Annotated in this window: 16 protein-coding genes and 3 pseudogenes; 9 read left to right on the top strand and 10 right to left on the bottom strand. The window is 61.9% G+C overall.

Annotated features, from left to right (window positions below; translation table 11 throughout):
• Nucleotides 1-356: 356 nt before the first annotated feature.
• The 4 genes from yidA to GWQ22_RS00080 all read right to left on the bottom strand — a co-directional run bounded on the left by yidA (nucleotide 357) and on the right by GWQ22_RS00080 (nucleotide 5,741).
• Entirely contained in the window at nucleotides 357-1,166 is an 810-nt protein-coding gene (yidA, locus tag GWQ22_RS00095; RefSeq protein WP_275929120.1) for a sugar-phosphatase, read from the bottom strand.
• Between the two features lie 156 nt (nucleotides 1,167-1,322).
• On the bottom strand, nucleotides 1,323-2,993 hold the full coding sequence (locus GWQ22_RS00090; protein WP_345893604.1) for a FapA family protein: 1,671 nt from the start codon (nucleotides 2,991-2,993) through the stop codon (nucleotides 1,323-1,325).
• 299 nt (nucleotides 2,994-3,292) lie between these two features.
• Nucleotides 3,293-4,444: a CinA family nicotinamide mononucleotide deamidase-related protein gene (locus GWQ22_RS00085; protein WP_275929119.1), complete on the bottom strand. Its 1,152-nt coding sequence runs from the start codon at nucleotides 4,442-4,444 to the stop codon at nucleotides 3,293-3,295.
• Between the two features lie 58 nt (nucleotides 4,445-4,502).
• The gene (locus GWQ22_RS00080) at nucleotides 4,503-5,741 is read right to left on the bottom strand and encodes a DUF3391 domain-containing protein (RefSeq protein WP_275929118.1); all 1,239 of its coding nucleotides are present in this window, start codon (nucleotides 5,739-5,741) and stop codon (nucleotides 4,503-4,505) included.
• A 145-nt stretch (nucleotides 5,742-5,886) separates the two neighbouring features.
• Between GWQ22_RS00080 and metA the strand changes: the two genes are divergently transcribed.
• Nucleotides 5,887-6,831 (top strand): homoserine O-succinyltransferase, encoded by a 945-nt coding sequence (gene metA, locus GWQ22_RS00075; protein ID WP_275929117.1) that lies wholly within the window; start codon nucleotides 5,887-5,889, stop codon nucleotides 6,829-6,831.
• Between the two features lie 18 nt (nucleotides 6,832-6,849).
• Here metA and GWQ22_RS00070 read toward each other — a convergent pair whose 3' ends face one another.
• Entirely contained in the window at nucleotides 6,850-7,368 is a 519-nt protein-coding gene (locus tag GWQ22_RS00070) for a cyclin-dependent kinase inhibitor 3 family protein (protein ID WP_275929116.1), read from the bottom strand.
• A gap of 157 nt (nucleotides 7,369-7,525) precedes the next feature.
• Between GWQ22_RS00070 and GWQ22_RS00065 the strand changes: the two genes are divergently transcribed.
• Both GWQ22_RS00065 and GWQ22_RS00060 read left to right on the top strand, forming a co-directional pair.
• A complete protein-coding gene (locus tag GWQ22_RS00065; protein ID WP_042038432.1) occupies nucleotides 7,526-7,996 on the top strand; it encodes an Lrp/AsnC family transcriptional regulator in 471 nt (156 codons plus the stop codon).
• 275 nt (nucleotides 7,997-8,271) lie between these two features.
• Nucleotides 8,272-8,529 carry a DUF2442 domain-containing protein gene (locus tag GWQ22_RS00060; RefSeq protein WP_108535832.1) on the top strand — a complete coding sequence of 86 codons (258 nt, stop codon included), beginning with the start codon at nucleotides 8,272-8,274 and terminating at the stop codon, nucleotides 8,527-8,529.
• Here GWQ22_RS00060 and GWQ22_RS00055 read toward each other — a convergent pair.
• A complete protein-coding gene (locus tag GWQ22_RS00055; protein ID WP_275929115.1) occupies nucleotides 8,522-8,776 on the bottom strand; it encodes a hypothetical protein in 255 nt (84 codons plus the stop codon). The genes GWQ22_RS00060 and GWQ22_RS00055 overlap by 8 nt on opposite strands.
• On the opposite strand from GWQ22_RS00055, the gene GWQ22_RS00050 reads away from it, so the two are divergent.
• A complete protein-coding gene (locus tag GWQ22_RS00050) occupies nucleotides 8,775-10,742 on the top strand; it encodes a TonB-dependent copper receptor (protein ID WP_275929114.1) in 1,968 nt (655 codons plus the stop codon). The genes GWQ22_RS00055 and GWQ22_RS00050 overlap by 2 nt on opposite strands.
• Nucleotides 10,743-10,863: 121 nt before the next feature.
• A pseudogene (locus GWQ22_RS00045) lies at nucleotides 10,864-12,472 on the top strand (alpha-amylase family protein).
• 60 nt (nucleotides 12,473-12,532) lie between these two features.
• On the opposite strand, the gene GWQ22_RS00040 reads toward GWQ22_RS00045, so the two are convergent.
• Both GWQ22_RS00040 and GWQ22_RS00035 read right to left on the bottom strand, forming a co-directional pair.
• A complete protein-coding gene (locus GWQ22_RS00040) occupies nucleotides 12,533-13,069 on the bottom strand; it encodes an MgtC/SapB family protein (protein ID WP_275929113.1) in 537 nt (178 codons plus the stop codon).
• 24 nt (nucleotides 13,070-13,093) lie between these two features.
• Complete coding sequence (locus tag GWQ22_RS00035; RefSeq protein ID WP_275929112.1) at nucleotides 13,094-14,539, bottom strand: RimK family protein; 1,446 nt, start codon at nucleotides 14,537-14,539, stop codon at nucleotides 13,094-13,096.
• 186 nt (nucleotides 14,540-14,725) lie between these two features.
• Here GWQ22_RS00035 and GWQ22_RS00030 point away from each other — a divergent pair, with 186 nt between their 5' ends.
• Both GWQ22_RS00030 and GWQ22_RS00025 read left to right on the top strand, forming a co-directional pair.
• The gene (locus tag GWQ22_RS00030; protein ID WP_275929111.1) at nucleotides 14,726-15,256 is read left to right on the top strand and encodes an N-acetyltransferase; all 531 of its coding nucleotides are present in this window, start codon (nucleotides 14,726-14,728) and stop codon (nucleotides 15,254-15,256) included.
• A 25-nt stretch (nucleotides 15,257-15,281) separates the two neighbouring features.
• Complete coding sequence (locus GWQ22_RS00025; protein WP_275929110.1) at nucleotides 15,282-15,512, top strand: DUF3624 family protein; 231 nt, start codon at nucleotides 15,282-15,284, stop codon at nucleotides 15,510-15,512.
• Nucleotides 15,513-15,534: 22 nt separating this feature from the next.
• Here GWQ22_RS00025 and GWQ22_RS00020 read toward each other — a convergent pair whose 3' ends face one another.
• Together GWQ22_RS00020 and GWQ22_RS00015 are read right to left on the bottom strand one after the other, a co-directional pair.
• Nucleotides 15,535-16,323 (bottom strand): TSUP family transporter, encoded by a 789-nt coding sequence (locus GWQ22_RS00020; protein WP_275929109.1) that lies wholly within the window; start codon nucleotides 16,321-16,323, stop codon nucleotides 15,535-15,537.
• Entirely contained in the window at nucleotides 16,313-16,615 is a 303-nt protein-coding gene (locus GWQ22_RS00015) for a hypothetical protein (RefSeq protein WP_275929108.1), read from the bottom strand. The genes GWQ22_RS00020 and GWQ22_RS00015 overlap by 11 nt, the downstream gene beginning before the upstream one ends.
• Here GWQ22_RS00015 and GWQ22_RS00010 point away from each other — a divergent pair.
• A pseudogene (locus GWQ22_RS00010) lies at nucleotides 16,614-16,781 on the top strand (transposase family protein); the annotation flags it as partial. The gene GWQ22_RS00015 and the pseudogene GWQ22_RS00010 overlap by 2 nt on opposite strands.
• A 94-nt stretch (nucleotides 16,782-16,875) precedes the next feature.
• Nucleotides 16,876-17,338: pseudogene (locus tag GWQ22_RS00005) on the top strand (ISAs1-like element ISKpn31 family transposase); the annotation flags it as partial.

Below are 17,338 nucleotides of genomic sequence, written 5' to 3'. Positions count from 1 at the left end.
TGCTATCCTTTGCGGTCCTGCGCCTTGGGAAGGCCCTTGCTGCCGCTGAAAGGGCAAGGGCATGCCTCAAGGCATGGTCATGGGATCAGGGTCATGCCGCAGTACCAGAATCGTCGGTCAGCCTGGGCAATGACAGCCTGGATCCTGATCCCAGTCTGCCAAGGCCGTTCAATATGTCAAACGAAATGATGCTGAAATGTTAACTAATGTAATCAAGGAACTGCCTTGAGTCCCTTTTTAAGGGGGCTGTGGGGCATGTTGGCGAGATGAGGGAGATGGATGTGGTGGATATATTAAACATCCGGCCGGGGTAGCCGGATAGCAAAAGGGGCCTGGGTGGAGGCCCCTTTTGTGGGTCAGGCGTTCAGCACGAACCGTTCAATCAGCTGGGCGACCCCATCTTCATCGTTGCGCGCCGTGGTGTGTTGGGCCAGCGCCTTGATCTCGTCGGTGGCGTTGCCCATGGCCACTCCCAGCCCGGCGTATTCGATCATGTGGTGATCGTTGCCCGCATCCCCCACGGCTATCACCTGGGTGGCGTCCAGCCCCAGATGCTCGGCCAGGGCGGCGACGCCTGTGCCCTTGTTGCTCTGCTTGTGCATGAACTCGAGGAAGTAGGGGGCACTGCGTACCACTGTGTAGCGCTCATGCAGCTCGGCGGGCAGGCGTTCGATGGTGCGGGAGAGCTGGGGCGGCTCGTCGATCATCATCACCTTCATGATCTGCTCGTCGGCGGGCAGGGTGGCGAAATCGATCAGATTGATGGGCATGCCGATGAGGCGGGATTCGTGCTCGGTATAGGTGCTGACCCTGGGGCTGATGAGGCCCCGGGTGACAGAGAAGCCGTGTACGTTAACCTCCAGCTCGTTTGCCAGCTTGGCGATGGCACTGGCGTCGCTGCCGGTCAGCAGCTGGCTGCGGATGATGCGCTGATCGGCCACCTGTTGCACCAGGGCGCCATTGTAGCAGATGACGTAGTCGTCCTGGCCCGTGAGGCCAAGCTCGACCAGGTAACGGCTCATCCCTTCCAGCGGGCGACCTGAGGCCAGCACCACAGTCACGCCCCTGGCGCGGGCGGCCTGGATGGCGGCGTGGGTGCGGGGTGAAATTTGGCCCTGGGAGTCCAACAGGGTGCCATCCATATCCAATGCGATCAGCTTGTACATCTCTCACTACCTGAAGTCTGGCTGGCCCGCCCTATGGGGCCAATGGAAGGCCGAGTGTAGCGAAATTCGCAGCCAGGATCACGGGTTGGCGGCGAGAGGCTGGGCCAGCAGGGGGAATGTTGCCAGGGGGAAGGCGAGCCGCAGGGCCAGCTGCTGTCACTTGTGGGGTTCGTAGGGGGTCAGCTGCAACTGATCTTCGCGGATGGCGAAGTGGATGGGGCCGTGTTCTATGTCGACTCTGTAGTGGTGGTGGGCCATCTCCACCTCGACCCCGGGGAAGGCGCGTTGGGTGGCTATGATGTCCATCTCAGCCATCAGTTTCTGCAGCTCTTCCTGCGCGGCCTCCAGCTGTTCATCCAGCAGCTTGCTCTCGTCGATATGGCGGGTGCGGATCAATTTGATCTTCTGCAGGGTCTGGGGGTTGCGCTTGTCCCCTGGCAGCTGTAACAGCTTGAGCAGCAGATCCTGCAGCTTGTCCAGTTGCTCCCGGCACTCCTGCTTGCGCTGGCGCAGGGCCTGTTCCTGCTCCTTGTGGGTGAAGTAGCCGCCGAGGATCTGCAACCGGGTCTGGTTGTAGGCCGAGGCGCCCAGGATGGGGGCCATGATGAGGCGATTGGCAATGCTGATGCCCCCCAGCAGGTGGCCCTTGCGCATGCCGCTGTCGCCCACCTTGATGTCTTGCCCGCTGCGGCTGTAAGAGTGGCTGAGCTGGTTCTGGATCTGGATGTCGCCCCCGGCCTCCAGCTTGGCGTACTGGGCATAGCTGGCGTGGATCTCGCCCTGGGCATTGAGGTGGCAGAGGTATTCGTCACTCTGCTTGCTCTTGCGGCCTATGATGCCGTTGCGCACCGTGATGGTGCCGCTCGATTCTATGTAGCCCCCCTCGACGAAGCCGCCGATCACCACGTCGCCACTGGTCTTTATCTTCATGCCGGGGGTGACATCCCCCGCCACTATCAGGGCACCTTCGAAGATGACGTGGCCGTGGCGGATGTCGACCTGCTTGACGCTCAGCACGTCATCCACCTTCATGCCGTTCTTCTCCTGGCGGGGCAGGCCTGGGCGGCTGGCCAGCAGCAGATCCGCATTATCCGGCGAGATGAAGGTGCCCTCACCGGCCACCATGGGGCTGTCCTTGCCATGCTTGGCGGGCAGCTCCTGGTTGGTGACGGTAAAGCCGGGCACGCCCTGAGTGGCGGGGTGACGGCGCATCAGCTGGGCGCCGGCCTTGACGGTGATCAGGGTGCCGAGGTCGCGCATGTCGACCCGGCCATGATCCAGCTCCCGGGGCTTGAGGATCCGCTCGGCCGGCGTCTCCACCAGCCGCTCGAATCGGGTGTCCTGGCCGTTGACGGCGGCCTTGCCCAGCGCCACCGGCAGCTTGAGCAGGGTGCCCGGTGTCGCCTCCTTGGCGGCCAGAATGGCGGCGGCGATGAGAGGCGCCTGTACTCCCCGGCTGATCTCGCTGGCCTGCACCGCCTGCTCCAGATCTTCAGTGGTGAGATACTTGCCACCCCAGTCGGCGGTGATCTGGGCGATGGCGCTCATCCGGTCTTTCTCCACCACCAGGGTGACACGGGCATCGTGGCGCTGGGCGACGGGGACCGGATTGTCGGGCAGGGGGGTGTCCGGGTTGCTTAACAGGGTGTTGAGCAAGCTGATGGCCTGCTTGATCCCTTCCGTCAGCGGCTGGTAGCGGCGACAGTTGGAAGCCAGCAACAGCGTCTGGATATCGCTCTCCGAAACGGGGGTGGTCAGCCCGGGTATGATGCGCAGGCAGGCGTACTCCATATCGGCTGATAACAGTAACCACTCTTTGCTTAACACCCGGTTTCCTTCTCTCGTTTTTACCCATATCGAGATAGCCTTTGATTTCTATTTAATCGACTTTTTGTTAAAAATGCGAGTCATCAATATGGCGCTGGTCTGCAGTATTCGGGCATTTCTCCTTTTTGGTCAACGAGCTAGGCACAAATGGGTGAGCCTGGACGAGGAAATCAAGGATGACAGCGGGTATGCTGACGGCACGGGAAGCCCGCAGGTCGCCCGGGGGCGGTGTGTACCGGAAGAGTCTGGCTTGAGGCGTTGGCCGGTATCCGATCTTTGCGGGTACCGGCGCTGGATGCCTAGCGGCCGCGCTGCGCCGTTCTGGCCAAGGTGAGGTAGTCGCCGAGCACTGGCAAGCCTTGCAGGTGGCGGCGCAGCATGTCGAGGGCGGCGAAGGCGAGGATCTTGCGCCGGCTCTCGGGATCCGGGTGGCTGGCCTTCAGTGTCTGGCCGATCTGTTGCCCGCCGGCGCAGAGCAGCAGCGGCACGCCCTCCGTCCCCTCCCATCCTATGGTCAGGCTCAGCCCCTCACCTCTTGCCTCCAACTGCGCCAGCTCGCTGGCGACGTTGCCGCGAAAGCCGGCCTCAAGCCGGGGATACTCGTGGCAGAGGGCGAGCAGCGCACCCCGGCTTTCCCCCTCCAGCAGGGTCAGCGGCCTCTCCCCCAGCAGGGCCAGGATCTGCCGCGCAGGCTCTTCATCTCCCCGTCCCACCAGCCAGGGCTGGATCGCCGCGAGCAGTCGCGCCTCGGCGTCATCCATGTCGGCGGCGCTGGCACTGTGGCCGATGAGTTTCAGCTCGATCAGCGGCATGGAGGAGCGGTAGCCCAGCTCTATGCCGGTTGGCCAGGGGGCTGCATCCAGCATGTCGGAGAGCGCCGATTCCGAGATACCAAAGCTGTAGAAGCGGCGTAGTTCGGTATCGGTCTGCGCGCCAGCCAGCTGCTTGAGGCGCGGCAGGATCTGCTCGCGCACCATCTGCTTGAACTCGAACGGCACTCCCGGGGTGAAGAAGAGCTGGCTCTGACCACTGTGCACGACAAAGCCGCAGGCGGTGCCGACCGGATTGTCGAGGATCTCGCACTCCTGTGGCAACCAGGCCTGCTTGGCGTTGCTTTGCGCCATGGGGCGGCCCCGACTGGCGTAGCGTGCCGCTATGGTGGCCAGCCACTCAGGGTACAGCGTTAGCGGTTGCTCGAAAGCTTCGGCGGCGGCCTGCGCGGTGAGATCATCGGCAGTGGGGCCGAGCCCGCCGCACACCAGCACCACGTCGGCGCGGCTGGCACTCTCCTGCAGCACGGTTTTCAGATCGGTGAGGTTGTCTCCCACAGTGGCACGGCGGCGCACCTGCCAGCCTTGCTCCAGCAGCAGGGCGCTGAGCCAGGCGGCATTGGTATCCACCACCAGACCCGTCACTATCTCGTCTCCGGTGCTGATGATCTCGATACGCATGGGGGCTCCTTGAAATGGGGAAGTAAACTGGGACGGCCATGCACCATGGCCGGGACAATCAGGGCTTGGTGTGTTCGAAGTAGTAGCTGATCCGGGTACGCGGATTGAGGTATTCGAACACCGCCGGCGGCAGTCGTTTGGGGTGGATCACCTTGGCGATCGACAGCTCGGCCTGTTGCAGATCTATGATGGCCGCCTCCTGGCGCGGGATACGGGGATCATACACCAGCACGGAGGGGTAGAGCAGGCGGGAGGCATTCACCGACATCACCAGCCCCACCTGACCATTGGAGAGCTGCACCACGCTGCCGGGTGGGTATATGCCCATCAGCCGGATCAGCATGCTGAGGTATTCCGGGTTGAACTGGGCCTTGCGCTGCTTGTAGAGGCCGCTAAGGGCCGAGTAGGGCACCTTGGCCTGCATGTGGCAGAGGTTGTCGTACTCGTTGATCAGCGACACCATCTGGGTGAGCGGATCGAGCTGCCCCTTTTTGAGCCCCTCAGGCCCGCTGCCATCGAGATATTCGTGGTGATGGAGCACGATGCCTTTGGCCTCGGCGGGGAAATCTTTGACCAGATTGAGCAGGTCGATGCCATAGCGCGGGTGCTGGGCTATCAGGTTCTGCTCCGGCTTGGTCAGCGGCTCCGTCTTGCGCAGGATCTGGCTCGGGATCTTCAGCTTGCCTATGTCGTGGAACAGGGCGCCCATGCCGACCTGGCGGATCTGGTCAGCCGACATGTTGCACTCCTTGGCCAGCAGCATGCTGAGCACGCTGACGTTGAGGGAGTGGAAGTAGAGGTTGTTGCCATCCTCGCTGTCGGAGACCAGGTGCAGCACCATCTCATCCACCGACAGCAGCTGTTCCGTCATGGCGTTGATCAGCTCCTGTGCCTCGCCGATGGCGTTGAGGGGGCGGGACTGGAGCTTGCTCATGACGCTGCGCACCTGTGCCAGGGATTGCTGGAACTGCTTCTCGCACAGCTGCAGATCGCGGCGATACTGCTGTAACTGCTCGATGCGGCGTGTCTTCTCCAGCTGCATCTCGGCCTGGCGCTGGGAGGTGTCGGGCGCCTCCACCGGTTGGCTCTGGATCTGGTCCAGCGGTTTGGGCGGGACGTCGCTCTTGTCGGGGATGATGGTGACGAGTTTTAGACCGAGCCGGCGGATCAGCTCGATCTCCTCTTCATTCTTGAGCTTGAAGCTGGAAAACAGGAAAGGGTGTTCGCGCCAACCCAGTGGCAGAGAGACGAAATTGCCGACTTGCAGTCGGTCTACGGAAATCTTGATACCTGTCATTGTCTTGGCTGCGAGAGACACATGTGAGCCGTATGCTAGTCAAAGGCGGAGGTGAATACAAAAGGTATCTGATGACAGGGTAAGCGCTTTATTATAGGCTTCTAGATGTCCAGACATATTTACCGATGCAGTACAGGGAGTAAGCATGCCGATCAAGATCCCGGATCAGTTACCCGCCGCCGAAGTGCTGGGGCAGGAGAACATCTTCGTGATGACGGAATCCCGGGCCGTCACCCAGAACATACGCCCGTTGCGGGTGTTGATCCTCAACCTGATGCCCAAGAAGATTGAAACCGAGATCCAGCTGATGCGGATGCTCTCCAACTCGCCGTTGCAGGTGGACGTGGATCTGCTGCGTATCGACGATCGGGAGTCGAAGAACACGCCCCAGGCGCACCTCGAGAACTTCTATCACGACTTCGAACAGGTACGGGGCAACAACTACGACGGCATGATCATCACGGGAGCGCCACTCGGGCTGGTGGAGTTCGAGGAGGTGGTCTACTGGCCGCGCATCGTCGAGATCATCGAGTGGTCCCATCAGCATGTGACCTCGACCCTGTTCCTCTGCTGGGCGGTACAGGCGGCGCTGAAAGCCTTGTATGGCATGGAAAAACAGACCCACGGCGAGAAGCTCTCCGGCGTCTACCGCCATCACAGGCTCGATGAGCACGAGCCGCTGCTGCGCGGCTTCGATGACGAGTTCGTGGCGCCCCACTCCCGCTATGCCGCGTTCGACGGGGATCTTATCCGCGCCCACACCGACCTGCAGATCTTTGCCGAGTCCGAAGAGGCGGGGGTCTATCTGGCGGCGACCAAGGATTGTCGCCAGGTGTTCGTCACCGGTCACCCTGAATACGATGCCCTGACCCTGGATGGGGAGTACCAGCGGGATCTGGCGGCCGGGCTCGAGCCCGTCATCCCGGTCAACTATTATCCGGCCAACGATCCCGACCAGACCCCGCGCGCCAGCTGGCGCAGCCACGGCCACCTGCTGTTCTCCAACTGGCTCAACTACTACGTCTATCAGCTCACCAGCTATCGGGTGGAAGACATAGGCAAGGTGTTTACCTACCAGCAGCCCAAGTAAGGATCAGCGTGGTGGGGCTCAGTCGGCCTGCTCCCGTCGTGCGGTCAGGGCGTCGAGCCACTGGCGATGCACCGCCAGGGTGAAGGCCTTGGGCCTGAGGGCCCGGATGGCGGCCATGGCCTCCTGCTGTGGCTGGCCGAGGGAGACAAGCAATGCGGCGGCGATCAGACCGGTGCGGCCGCTGCCCCCCTTGCAGTGGATGACCAGGTTTTTGCCTTCGAACAGCAGCCCGGTCAGTTGCGGCAGGGCCTGTTGCCAGGCCTGTTCGAAGGTGGCATCGGGGGCCTGATCGTCTTCGATAGGCAGGTGGAACCAGCGCATGCCGCTCGCCTCGACCAGCGGGCCAAGTTGGCTCAGTGCGAGTCGGGCCAGTTCGGCCTCTGTCATCAGGGTCAGGACGCCATGGGCACCCGCCAGCCTGAGCTGATCCAGCGTCAGTGGCAGCGCCACCTGCTGGGTGCCGGGGCAGGGGGTCAGCAGTAGCTGGCCATCGACGCGGGGCACTTCCTGGCTCCAGAAAGGGTGAGACGGGAGCATAAAGGTCCTTATGAGGCCAGCAAGGGCGAGGCGAGCCGGCATGGCCGGTTTCTGAGTGCGCCAAAGCATAGGGCGCGCGGCCCCGATGTCAATCTGCGTTGTGTTCGGCCCGGTTTACGGGCAGAGTCTAAAAAATTGATCGGTGCAAGGAGTTAAGATGAGAAACCTGGATCAACTGGATTTGGATATCCTGGCCCATCTGTTTCGCGATGCGGGCATGACCAACAAAGATCTGGCCGCGCTGGTCGGCGTGGCGCCGTCCACCTGCCTGGAGCGGGTGCGCAAGCTGCAACAGGATGGGGTGCTCAAGGGGGCGCATTGCGAAGTGGATCATCAGGCGCTCGGTGGCCATATCCAGGCCATGGTCTCCCTGCAGCTGGCCCGACACAGCCGCCAGATCATCGATGCCTTCCGCGACGCCATACTGGCGCTGCCCGAGGTGATCAGCCTGTTTCACATGGGAGGCAAGGATGATTTTCTGGTGCATCTGTGTGTCTCCGACACCGAGCACCTGCGCAACTTCGTGTTCGATCACTTCACCTCCCGGGAGGAAGTGGTGCACCTCGAGACCTCGCTGGTGTTCGAACACAGGTTCAGTCGTTCGCTGCCCTGTTTTCTCAACACCTGATCCTGTGTTGCACCCCACATAAAACCCGCCAATTGGCGGGTTTTATGTGGTTGCGGTGGCGGGTTCAGTGCCGCGCAGTCTGGTTGAGTCCTTTCTGATAAGCCAGGCTGCCCCACAGCGCCAGCCCGAGCGCGGCACGATTCATGATTTTCATGTGAGGGAGTGCAGGGCTCCAAGACAGCATAAACGGCTGGAGAAACTGTGATCCCTTTTGCAAAGCAACGTAGGAAGCTTATTTATAATGGCGCCGGATTTTATCAATCGGAGCCGAAGGGATGCCGGTCTTTATCGATGTGGAATATTTGCAGGGATGGCGCCTGTTTGTGGTGCTCTCCGACGGCACCACGGGGGCGTTGGATCTGACCCCCTGGCGCGCGCAGCCCCTGTTTGCAGCGCTGGATTCGGAGCAGCGTTGTGCCCGGGTCTTCATCAATCGTCACCACCAGCTGGAGTGGCCTGCCGGCTGCACCCTGTCGGCCCATGATGTTTATCACCTGATCAGACCCATCAATGAGTGGGAGGCCTTCAGCTAAGCCCCTGTTTTTGTGAGCCATCCCCAGATTCCTTCAACTGGAATGTTTGTGTGTTTGCCTTCTCTACCCAATTTGGGTAAAACCTGCGCAACATTTTGCCAACCCCTCTCTTAGCTTTGCCCGTCAAGGCTTGCCGCTTCCCGCCGCAGGCCTTTTTTACGGCCGGATGGCAAACCTTTCCCCAGATGAAAGGTTTGCCGGGAGGGATGAAAAACACAAAATAAACAAAAAAATAAGGAAGAAACATGGCTTGTCATATGCGCACCCCACTTGCCCTGCTGGTGGGCGGTCTCGCCTGTCACGGCGCCGCCGGTCAGGAGCGGGTCCAGCAGCTGGAGCCCATGGTGGTGGTCGCCAGCCGCCCCGCCAGCACCCTGGAAGTGACTCTGGATCCCAAGGCCCCGGGCTCTCCCATGCCTGCCGCCGACGGTGCCGGTTATCTGAAGAATGTCACCGGCATGAGCATGGTGCGCAAGGGGGGGCTGGGGGGCGATCCTGTGTTGCGGGGGATGGGGATGTCCCGCCTCAATGTGCAGATGGATGGTGGCATGCTGGCCGGTGGCTGCGGAGGCCGCATGGACCCGCCCACCGCCTATGTGTTTCCCCAATCCTTCGACCGGATCCGGGTGCTGAAGGGGCCGCAATCTCTCGAGCAGGGCGCGACCCTGGCGGGCACTGTGCTGTTCGAACGCGACCGGCCCGAGTTCACGGCCCCCGGCGTCAAGGCGGAGGCCTCGGCGCTCTATGGCAGCTTCGGGCGTGACGACCAGATGCTGGATGCCACTGTCGGTTCCCCCGAGGGTTATCTGCGCGGTCAGTTCACCCACTCCGACAGCGATGACTATCGAGATGGCCATGGCGACAGGGTGCGCTCTTTCTATCGCCGGGAGAATGGCACCGCCCAGCTTGGCTGGACGCCGGGGGAGCACAGCTGGCTCGAACTCACCGCCGAGCGCAGCAATGCCCGCGCCGCCTATGCGGATCGCACCATGGACGGCCCCATGTTCGATCGGGAGTCCTTCGGCCTCAAGCTCAGGCAGGATCAGATCAGCAGCCATTGGCAGCGCAGCGAGCTGACCCTGTGGGACAACGACATAGACCACATCATGGACAACTTCAGTCTGCGGCAAAGCAGCGGTATGAAGATGCTCTCCAACCCGAATCGGCGCAACACCGGCGGCCGCTGGGCTAACGACATCGCCCTGCCGGCCGACTGGCTGCTGACCGCCGGGCTGGATGCCAACCGGGATCAGCACAGGGCCCGCAGCGGGGTCGATTATGCCAGCCAGCCGCGCCAGCGTACCCTGCGTTTCGAACAGCAGGGGGGCTTTACCGAGCTGGGCCGCCAGCAGGGATCGCACAGTTACAAGGGGGGGTATCGGCAGGACAGGGTCGAGACCACCCGCTATGGCGCAGGGGATCAGACCCTCTACAGCGATACCCTGACTCTGGGCAGCGGCTTTGGCCGCTACGAATATCAGTGGTCGCCAGCCTGGTCCGGCTATCTGGCCTGGGGTCAGGCCAAGCGGGCGCCGGACTACTGGGAGCGCAGCAAGGACAGCGTCCCTTTCACCCTCAATCCCGAGCGTAGCCGCCAGTGGGATGCGGGGCTGGCTCTGCGCAGCAGCGAGCTGGACTTGACCCTCTCCCTGTTCAGCGCCGACATCAAGGATTACCTGCTCTATAACAACCAGTCGAACAAGGTGCGCAACATAGATGCCCAGACCCGGGGCGGTGAGCTGGAAGGGCGCTGGCAGTTTGCCGAGCAGTGGCGCCTCGATGGCGGCCTGGCGGTGGTCTACGGCGAAAACCACAGCGACCACCAGCCGCTGGCACAGATGCCGCCGCTCGATGGCAAGCTGGCGCTTGGCTGGCAACCGGCCGAGGCGTGGAACGTCACCCTGCTTGGCCGCGCTGTCGCCGCGCAGGGCAGGGTGGATGTGGGCGCTGGCACGGTCGCGGGTCAGGATCAGGGGGAGACCCCCGGCTTCTTCACCCTGAACCTGAGCGGTGCCTGGCAGTTTGCAGAGCGGTGGCAGCTGTCGGCCGGGGTGGACAACTTGTTCGACACCTTTTATTACGAGCACCTCTCCAAGTCGGTGCACGCCAGTCAGGCGGGGCTGGGCTATGAACAGGTCGGTCGCATTCCGGAGCCGGGTCGCGCCGTCTGGCTCTCCCTCAACTACCGTTTCGCCTCCGCTGGCGTGCTCTAGGCGAGTGAGCGTCGGCTGAGGCAGGTAACGTTTTCAGTCACGGACCGGTACTGGCGGGGCCGTTATCATGGCCCCGAAGTGGCGCCTTCTGTGCCGATATCACCCCAGCGGGAACATAACAATGAAACAAGGAACGTTGTGCTATGGCGGCCTGCTCGGGGCCGCCCTGTTACTGACGGCGTGCTGCAGTGGATCCCGCAGCGAGCCCCAGCCTCCCGTGGTCAATCCGCCGCTTGCCACCGCCAGCCGCGCCTGCCACGGCCATGATCAGCCCGCCTGCAACCTGCGCACCTATCAGGTGATGGTGGAATCCTTCGTCGATGGCGATAACGCCGCCAACTACGGCGTCGGTTACGGTCCCTCCCGGCACAATGGTGATCTGCAGGGGATCATCGACAGCCTGGATCACATCAAGAGTCTCAACGTCAATGCCATCTGGCTCACGCCGGTCTTCGACTCTTGCGCCGGTCAGGGCGGGGATGACAAACTGGATGCCACCGGCTACTTCGCCTGTGACTTCTTCACCGTGGATCCCAACTTTGGCAGCAATGCCCAGCTCAAACAGCTGGTGGATGCGGCGCACCAGCGCGGCCTCTATCTCTTCCTCGACGGGGTGTTTGGCCACGTCAACAAGGTGGGGGTGAGTAAGCCGTCGCCAGAGGGGCGCCTGCCTGCTCTCAAGAGCGGCGGTGCAGGTTATCCCGGTCAGCTGGTGGATTACAGCCAGCCCCAGAGCCTTGCCTACTTCAAGGAGGTTGCCCGTTACTGGGTCGAGCAGTATGGCATCGACGGTTGGCGCCTCGATCAGGCCTATCAGCTGGGGCTGGACGAGTGGCGCGCCATTCGCAGCGAAGTGGAGCAGGCCAGCGCAGCGCGCAAGGCAGCCGGTCAGCAGTGGGGCTCCCTCGGCTATATGGTGGGCGAGGTATGGAAGGGGGCCGACGAGATCCGTGCCCAGGCTTACGGCCCGAGCGACAATCCGGCGCTCGCCTCGGCGTTCGACTTCCCGCAGCGTTACAGCCTGGTGCAGGCACTGGCAGTGGAGGAGTCCGGCAAGGGGGGGGCAGGGCGCCAGCGTGCTCGACGCCAGCTGGAACAAGGTGGAGAACTACCCCGACCACGCCATGCCCAACCTGATGCTGGGTAACCACGATCTGGTGCGTTTCGGCGATCTGCTGGAGCGCGGCCGCTTCAAACCGGCCGAGTACTGGTTGCGTCACAAGGCGGCTTTCAGCTTCCTGGCGGCTCGCTCTGGCCCCATCACCTTCTATTACGGTGAGGAGTTTGGTGACGAGGTGCCGGGCTTTACCAAGCAGGTAAGCGGTGATTGCGCGGCGCAGGGGCTCTGTGACGATCACGTGGCCCGCAGCGATGGCAAGGTGCCCGGCGTTACCGGCTTCGTGCCCAGTGCCGAACAGGCTGAGCTGAAAGAGTGGCTCGCCAGGCTGCTGGCCCTGCGTGCCAAGCATCCCGCCCTCTATCAGGGGGAGCGGGTCAAGCTGGTGGTCGATGGCAGCGTCTATGGCGACATCAAGCAGACGGCGGGTGAGCAGATCGTCTACCTGCTCAACGTCTCCAGCACGCCCCAGAGCTATGCCCTGCCGGTCGGCAAATTACGCAGTGGCAGCACCCTGCTGGATCTGCAAAGTGGCGAGAGCCTGACCACAGGTGGCAGCAGCGTGACGGTGGACTTGCCGCCGCTGAGCGGCCGCTTCCTGCTGCTGCAATAAGATGGCTGACAGCAAAAGGGCTCCTGCGGGAGCCCTTTTCATTGGCAAATCGAGGCGGGATCACTTCTCGATGCCGCTGCCCAGCTCCTTTTGAGGGGTGTTGGTGGCCGGGGGGTGACCATTGCCGTGGCGCCAGTTCTCCAGCCGGTTGTGCACGCCGCGGCGCAGGCTCTTGAAGCTGGTTTCGAGATAATCCACTCCCACCAGGATGGCCAGGGTGACACCGGTGAGCAGCACGGCCTGATGCAGCATCTGCATGCCGATGAGGGCGCCGAGGGCCGCCAGCATCCAGACGGTGGCGGCCGAGGTCACCCCCAGCACCTGACCATCCCGGGTCATCATGACGCCGGCGCCGAGAAAGCCGATGCCTGTGATGAGCTGACCCAGTACCCGCGCCTGATCGGCGCTTTCCGGGCTGACGGCGGCACCGATGGCGAGAAAGCAGTAAGTGCCGAGAATGATGAGCGAAGAAGTGCGGATCCCGACCGGCTTGCCGCGCAGTTGCCGCTCCACCCCCACGAGAGTGCCACACACCAGGCAGGCCAGGATGTTCTCCCAGCCAAGGGGCGCTATGTCCCACCAATCAGTTGTCATCATAATCACCTCTGCTGTCGATGCTTGTTATCCTGCCGCGCTCTGCCCCCTGTTTTCCAGCCGTTGCCGGAAGGCCCTGGCCAGGCGCTCGTAGAGGTCCTTTGCCTCCCTGTCCTCAATATCGCCACGTATCCAGGGATTGTCGATGATTTCCAGCAGCACGCAGTCGCGATCCTGCTGGCGCAGATCCACCCCGAACAGGCCATTGCCGAGCTGGTGCACGGCGCGGCGGGCGGTCTGCAGCACCCGCTCCGGCACCTCGGTGAGTGGCAGTGCTTCGATCCGGCTCATGTCGAGGGGATGCTTGCGGCGGCGAATGCGGTTGCCCGGCTCGGGCCGGTAGCGGCGACAGGCGAACAGCGGCGAGCCGTCGAGAAAGCCGATACGCCAATCAAATTCGGCGGGGATCCGGCTCTGCACCAGCAGCAGGGCGGAGCGGCCCAGCCCTTCATCCAGCAGGCGGGCGAGTTGCTGCTCGTCGCTGGCCATGGCGAGATCCCGCCCCTGGGCACCGTCGGGTACTTTGACCATCAGCGGCAAGCCGAGCCGCTGCACCAGCTCATCCACGTGGTGGCGGCCACGACGGGTCACCACCATGGTGGGCGGCATGGGCACGCCGCTGCGCACCATCAGCTCGTAGAGGTAGAGCTTGTTACTACAGGCGAGGATGGCACGGGAGCTGTCGATCACCGGCATCTTGAGCTGTTCGGCGCGGCGGGCAAATTCGAAGGTGTAGTGACCGACCGCGGTTTCGGCGCGTAACCAGAGGGCATCGTACTCCGGCAGCCGCTCGATGGCGGACGGCGCCAGCCTCTCGGCCTGGATCCCCTGGGCAGCGGCGGCTTGAATGAAGCGATCCAGTGCCAGGGTGTCACTGCTGGCGCGGCCATCATCGGGATCCACCAGGATGGCGAGCTGGTAGAGCGGGGCCGCGTGCTCCTCATCGCCGCCAGCACCAACCAGTGCCTGGGCGTGGTGCAGCATCAGCGTCTTCTCGCTCTGGCTCAACTCCAGCGGCGACAGACTCTGCTGCTGGCGCACCGACCAGCCGTGGCGGCCGCGTTTCAGGGTCAGCTCCTGCAGCGGCAGCTGGCTCAGGCCGTAATAGTAGCGGGCCAGCCCCGCCAGCTCGATCTGTTCGCTCTGGCCGAAGATGGCGCGCACCCGAATGCGATCATCGCTCTGCTGGGCCAGCCAGCCCTGTACCTTGCGCCACAGCTTGGCCGGCGGCTGCTGGGGTTGCAGCACGCTGATGGCCTGCAATCCCGGCAGGCAGTGGTGGCTACGGGCCTGTGCCAGCAGGGAGCAGTAGTAGCCCGCGCTCAGGTGCTCCAGATTGCGGCAGAGGTTGATGATGCGAGGGCGGCCGCCGGTAGTCGGCACGCCGTGTTGCAGATAGGTGCGGGCGGTCAGCAGATAATTGGCATGGCAAGGCCAGTCGCCCAGCTCTTCGACGATGACGTAGGTACTCATATTTTCGGCTCCACAGATCAGACTGCCTTGAATGGCAGGATCCCCAGTGGGCTTCGATGCACCGACAAGCACGACAATGGCGCGAGGGGAAACAAGAGGTTACAGTGCCTAATATTCTGCTTTGGTAACTTGTGATACAAGTCGCATTGTTGGTGCTGAAGATAAATAACCGAACAAGGACTCCCCGTGTTGACCGTACGAGCGGCCCGAACTGATGATTTGGGCGCCATCGTTAAGCTGGAACGCTACTGTTTTCCCCCTGAAGTCGCCTTTGGCCGCAGTCGCTGGCACTATCTGCTGACCCACGCCAAGGGCCGCACCCTGCTGGTGTTAGATGAAAAGGATCAGCTGATGGGTTATCTCAGTCTGCTGGAGCACAGGGGCTGGGATCGACTGGTGATCCAGACCCTTGCCATCCGCTGGACCATTCGTCGCCAGGGCTGGGCCCGTCGCCTGCTGGAGCAGGTGATCAGGGAGGGGCGCGAGGCAGGCTGGGGGGCGATCCGCCTCGAGGTCGGCGATGCCAACGAAGAGGCGCAGGCCCTCTACCAGAGGCTGGGATTCAGACCCCAGCAAAGGTTGCCGGACTATTATGGCCGCGACCAGCATGCCCACCGGCTGGTGCTGCCGCTGGTGAGCGACGAGGTGCGCACCCTCAGGCGCCAGCGCCGCAGTGCCATGCATACACTGCCCGGCGTCGCCAAGTCCACGCCTTGAGCGGCAATGAATCCGGAGGATTGACATGAGCTGTGATGACTGTCTGGCCACCGCCATCAAGGCTAAGCTGGGGCGCTGCCCGGTATGCGCCGGCCAGACCCTGATCATCGGGCTGATCGGCTGGCTGGTGTGGTGGTGGTGCGGCGCCGACACTTCGGTCAATGCCCTCACCGGCCTGCTGTTTGCGCTGGGGGGAGGGGGCCTGCTCCTGCTCCATCTGCTAGCCTTCCTCTGGCACCAGGTCGGGGGGCGATGAGCGTCCCATCGCCCCCGTGTCGTCAGGCAGTCAACAGCTTGTAGCAGAGGGTCGCCATCATGGCCATGACGGTCACCATCAGGGCCTTCTTGATGATTTTGCCGTCGCTCTGGATGGCGTGGTTGCTACCCAGATGGTTGCCGATCAGGCTGGCGATGACCATGGGGATGCCGATCACGAAAGCCATCTGGCCGGCGATGCAGAACGCCACGAAGGCACCGATGTTCGAGGCGAAGTTGAATATCTTGGAGGTGGCGGAGGCCTTGAGCAGGTTGAGATTGTTCAGCAGGCACAGGGCGATGATGAAGAAGCTGCCGGTTCCGGGCCCGAAGAAGCCGTCATAGAAACCCACCACCAGACAGGTCAGGGAGACGGCCGGCGCCGACTTCTTGAGCGGGCGATCCTCGCCGCCGTCCTGCATCTTGCCCTTGAACAGGGTGGCGAGCAGCCCCAACGGCAGCATGCCCAAGATCACATAGGTGATCGTCTCGGTCGGCAGCCAGAGGATTGCCTTGGCGCCGATGTAGGCGCCAAGCAGGGCCGAGGCGATACCGGCCGGTACTATGGCCCAGACGATGGCGCTGCTCTTCATGAAATTTTTGATCGCGGCCACTGTGCCTATGGTGCTGACCAGCTTCTCTTGGCCCAGGGCCAGTTGGGGCGGCAATCCCGTCATGATGAAGGCGGGGATCAGGATCAGGCCCGCCCCACCGGCGATCGCGTCGATATAACCGGCGACGAAAGAGGCCAGGACCAGGATGCCCAGCCCGACGTAAAAATATTCGGCGATCAAACTACCTTCAATAAACATAGCGATTTCCTATCGTAATTAAGCCGTCTTGAGATGATGGCGACAGTCGGTGGAGATAAATAATGAGTTGTCCGGTTTTTGGTAGAGACCGAACATCCTTAATAACCAGCGATCGCGGCCGTTGAAATCCGGCACGAAACCATTTCTGGAATGCAGCGTTCTCTGGTTGTCGAAGGTCAGCACTTGCCCAGGCTCCCAGGGCAAGATCGCGAACGTTTTTTGACCAAGAAAAATAGGTTTGACCCTGCGATCCAGCTGTGATCTTATGCTCCTTTTTCAGGAGTGCCTTCATGTCTATTGATGCTGTTTTTGCTCAGTTTTTCGATAATATTCCCGACCCTCGCCAGCATGCCAAGATTTATTATCCTTTCTACGATGTCCTGTTTCTCACCGTCTGCGCAGTGATCGGTGGCGCAGACGGGTGGGAAGATATTGAAGATTTCGGTGAGGTTCATCTTCAGGGCAAGATCGCGAACGTTTTTTGACCAAGAAAAATAGGTTTGACCCTGCGATCCAGCTGTGATCTTATGCTCCTTTTTCAGGAGTGCCTTCATGTCTATTGATGCTGTTTTTGCTCAGTTTTTCGATAATATTCCCGACCCTCGCCAGCATGCCAAGATTTATTATCCTTTCTACGATGTCCTGTTTCTCACCGTCTGCGCAGTGATCGGTGGCGCAGACGGGTGGGAAGATATTGAAGATTTCGGTGAGGTTCATCTTCCTTGGTTTCAATCCAAGGGGCTGTTTAAAAATGGTATTCCTGTCCATGACACCATCGCCAGGATCATCTCCGGTATCAAACCAGAGCCGTTTCAGGCCGCGTTCGTACGTTGGACTCAAGCCATCAACCAGCACACCGAAGGCGCCTTGGTCGCTATCGATGGCAAAACCCTGCGCAGTTCCTATAACCGTGAAGATCGAACGTCGACCATTCACATGGTAAGCGCCTATGCCGCCGCTAATAAACTGGTGCTCGGACAGATAAAAACCGACGCCAAGTCCAATGAAATCACCG

This window comes from Aeromonas sp. 1HA1 (assembly GCF_029237385.1).
Lineage (GTDB): Bacteria > Pseudomonadota > Gammaproteobacteria > Enterobacterales > Aeromonadaceae > Aeromonas > Aeromonas popoffii.
Note: the sequence above shows the minus strand (reverse complement) of the source record. Positions and strands in the feature narration are given on the sequence as shown.

Coding starts and splice junctions, on each gene's coding strand:
- GWQ22_RS00050 (WP_275929114.1), top strand. CDS start 8,775: ATGGCTTGTCATATGCGCACCCCACTTGCCCTGCTGGTGGGCGGTCTC.
- GWQ22_RS00020 (WP_275929109.1), bottom strand. CDS start 16,323: ATGTTTATTGAAGGTAGTTTGATCGCCGAATATTTTTACGTCGGGCTG.
- GWQ22_RS00065 (WP_042038432.1), top strand. CDS start 7,526: ATGAGAAACCTGGATCAACTGGATTTGGATATCCTGGCCCATCTGTTT.
- GWQ22_RS00025 (WP_275929110.1), top strand. CDS start 15,282: ATGAGCTGTGATGACTGTCTGGCCACCGCCATCAAGGCTAAGCTGGGG.
- yidA (WP_275929120.1), bottom strand. CDS start 1,166: ATGTACAAGCTGATCGCATTGGATATGGATGGCACCCTGTTGGACTCC.
- GWQ22_RS00070 (WP_275929116.1), bottom strand. CDS start 7,368: ATGCTCCCGTCTCACCCTTTCTGGAGCCAGGAAGTGCCCCGCGTCGAT.
- GWQ22_RS00015 (WP_275929108.1), bottom strand. CDS start 16,615: ATGAAGGCACTCCTGAAAAAGGAGCATAAGATCACAGCTGGATCGCAG.
- metA (WP_275929117.1), top strand. CDS start 5,887: ATGCCGATCAAGATCCCGGATCAGTTACCCGCCGCCGAAGTGCTGGGG.
- GWQ22_RS00060 (WP_108535832.1), top strand. CDS start 8,272: ATGCCGGTCTTTATCGATGTGGAATATTTGCAGGGATGGCGCCTGTTT.
- GWQ22_RS00035 (WP_275929112.1), bottom strand. CDS start 14,539: ATGAGTACCTACGTCATCGTCGAAGAGCTGGGCGACTGGCCTTGCCAT.
- GWQ22_RS00055 (WP_275929115.1), bottom strand. CDS start 8,776: ATGTTTCTTCCTTATTTTTTTGTTTATTTTGTGTTTTTCATCCCTCCC.
- GWQ22_RS00040 (WP_275929113.1), bottom strand. CDS start 13,069: ATGATGACAACTGATTGGTGGGACATAGCGCCCCTTGGCTGGGAGAAC.
- GWQ22_RS00080 (WP_275929118.1), bottom strand. CDS start 5,741: ATGACAGGTATCAAGATTTCCGTAGACCGACTGCAAGTCGGCAATTTC.
- GWQ22_RS00085 (WP_275929119.1), bottom strand. CDS start 4,444: ATGCGTATCGAGATCATCAGCACCGGAGACGAGATAGTGACGGGTCTG.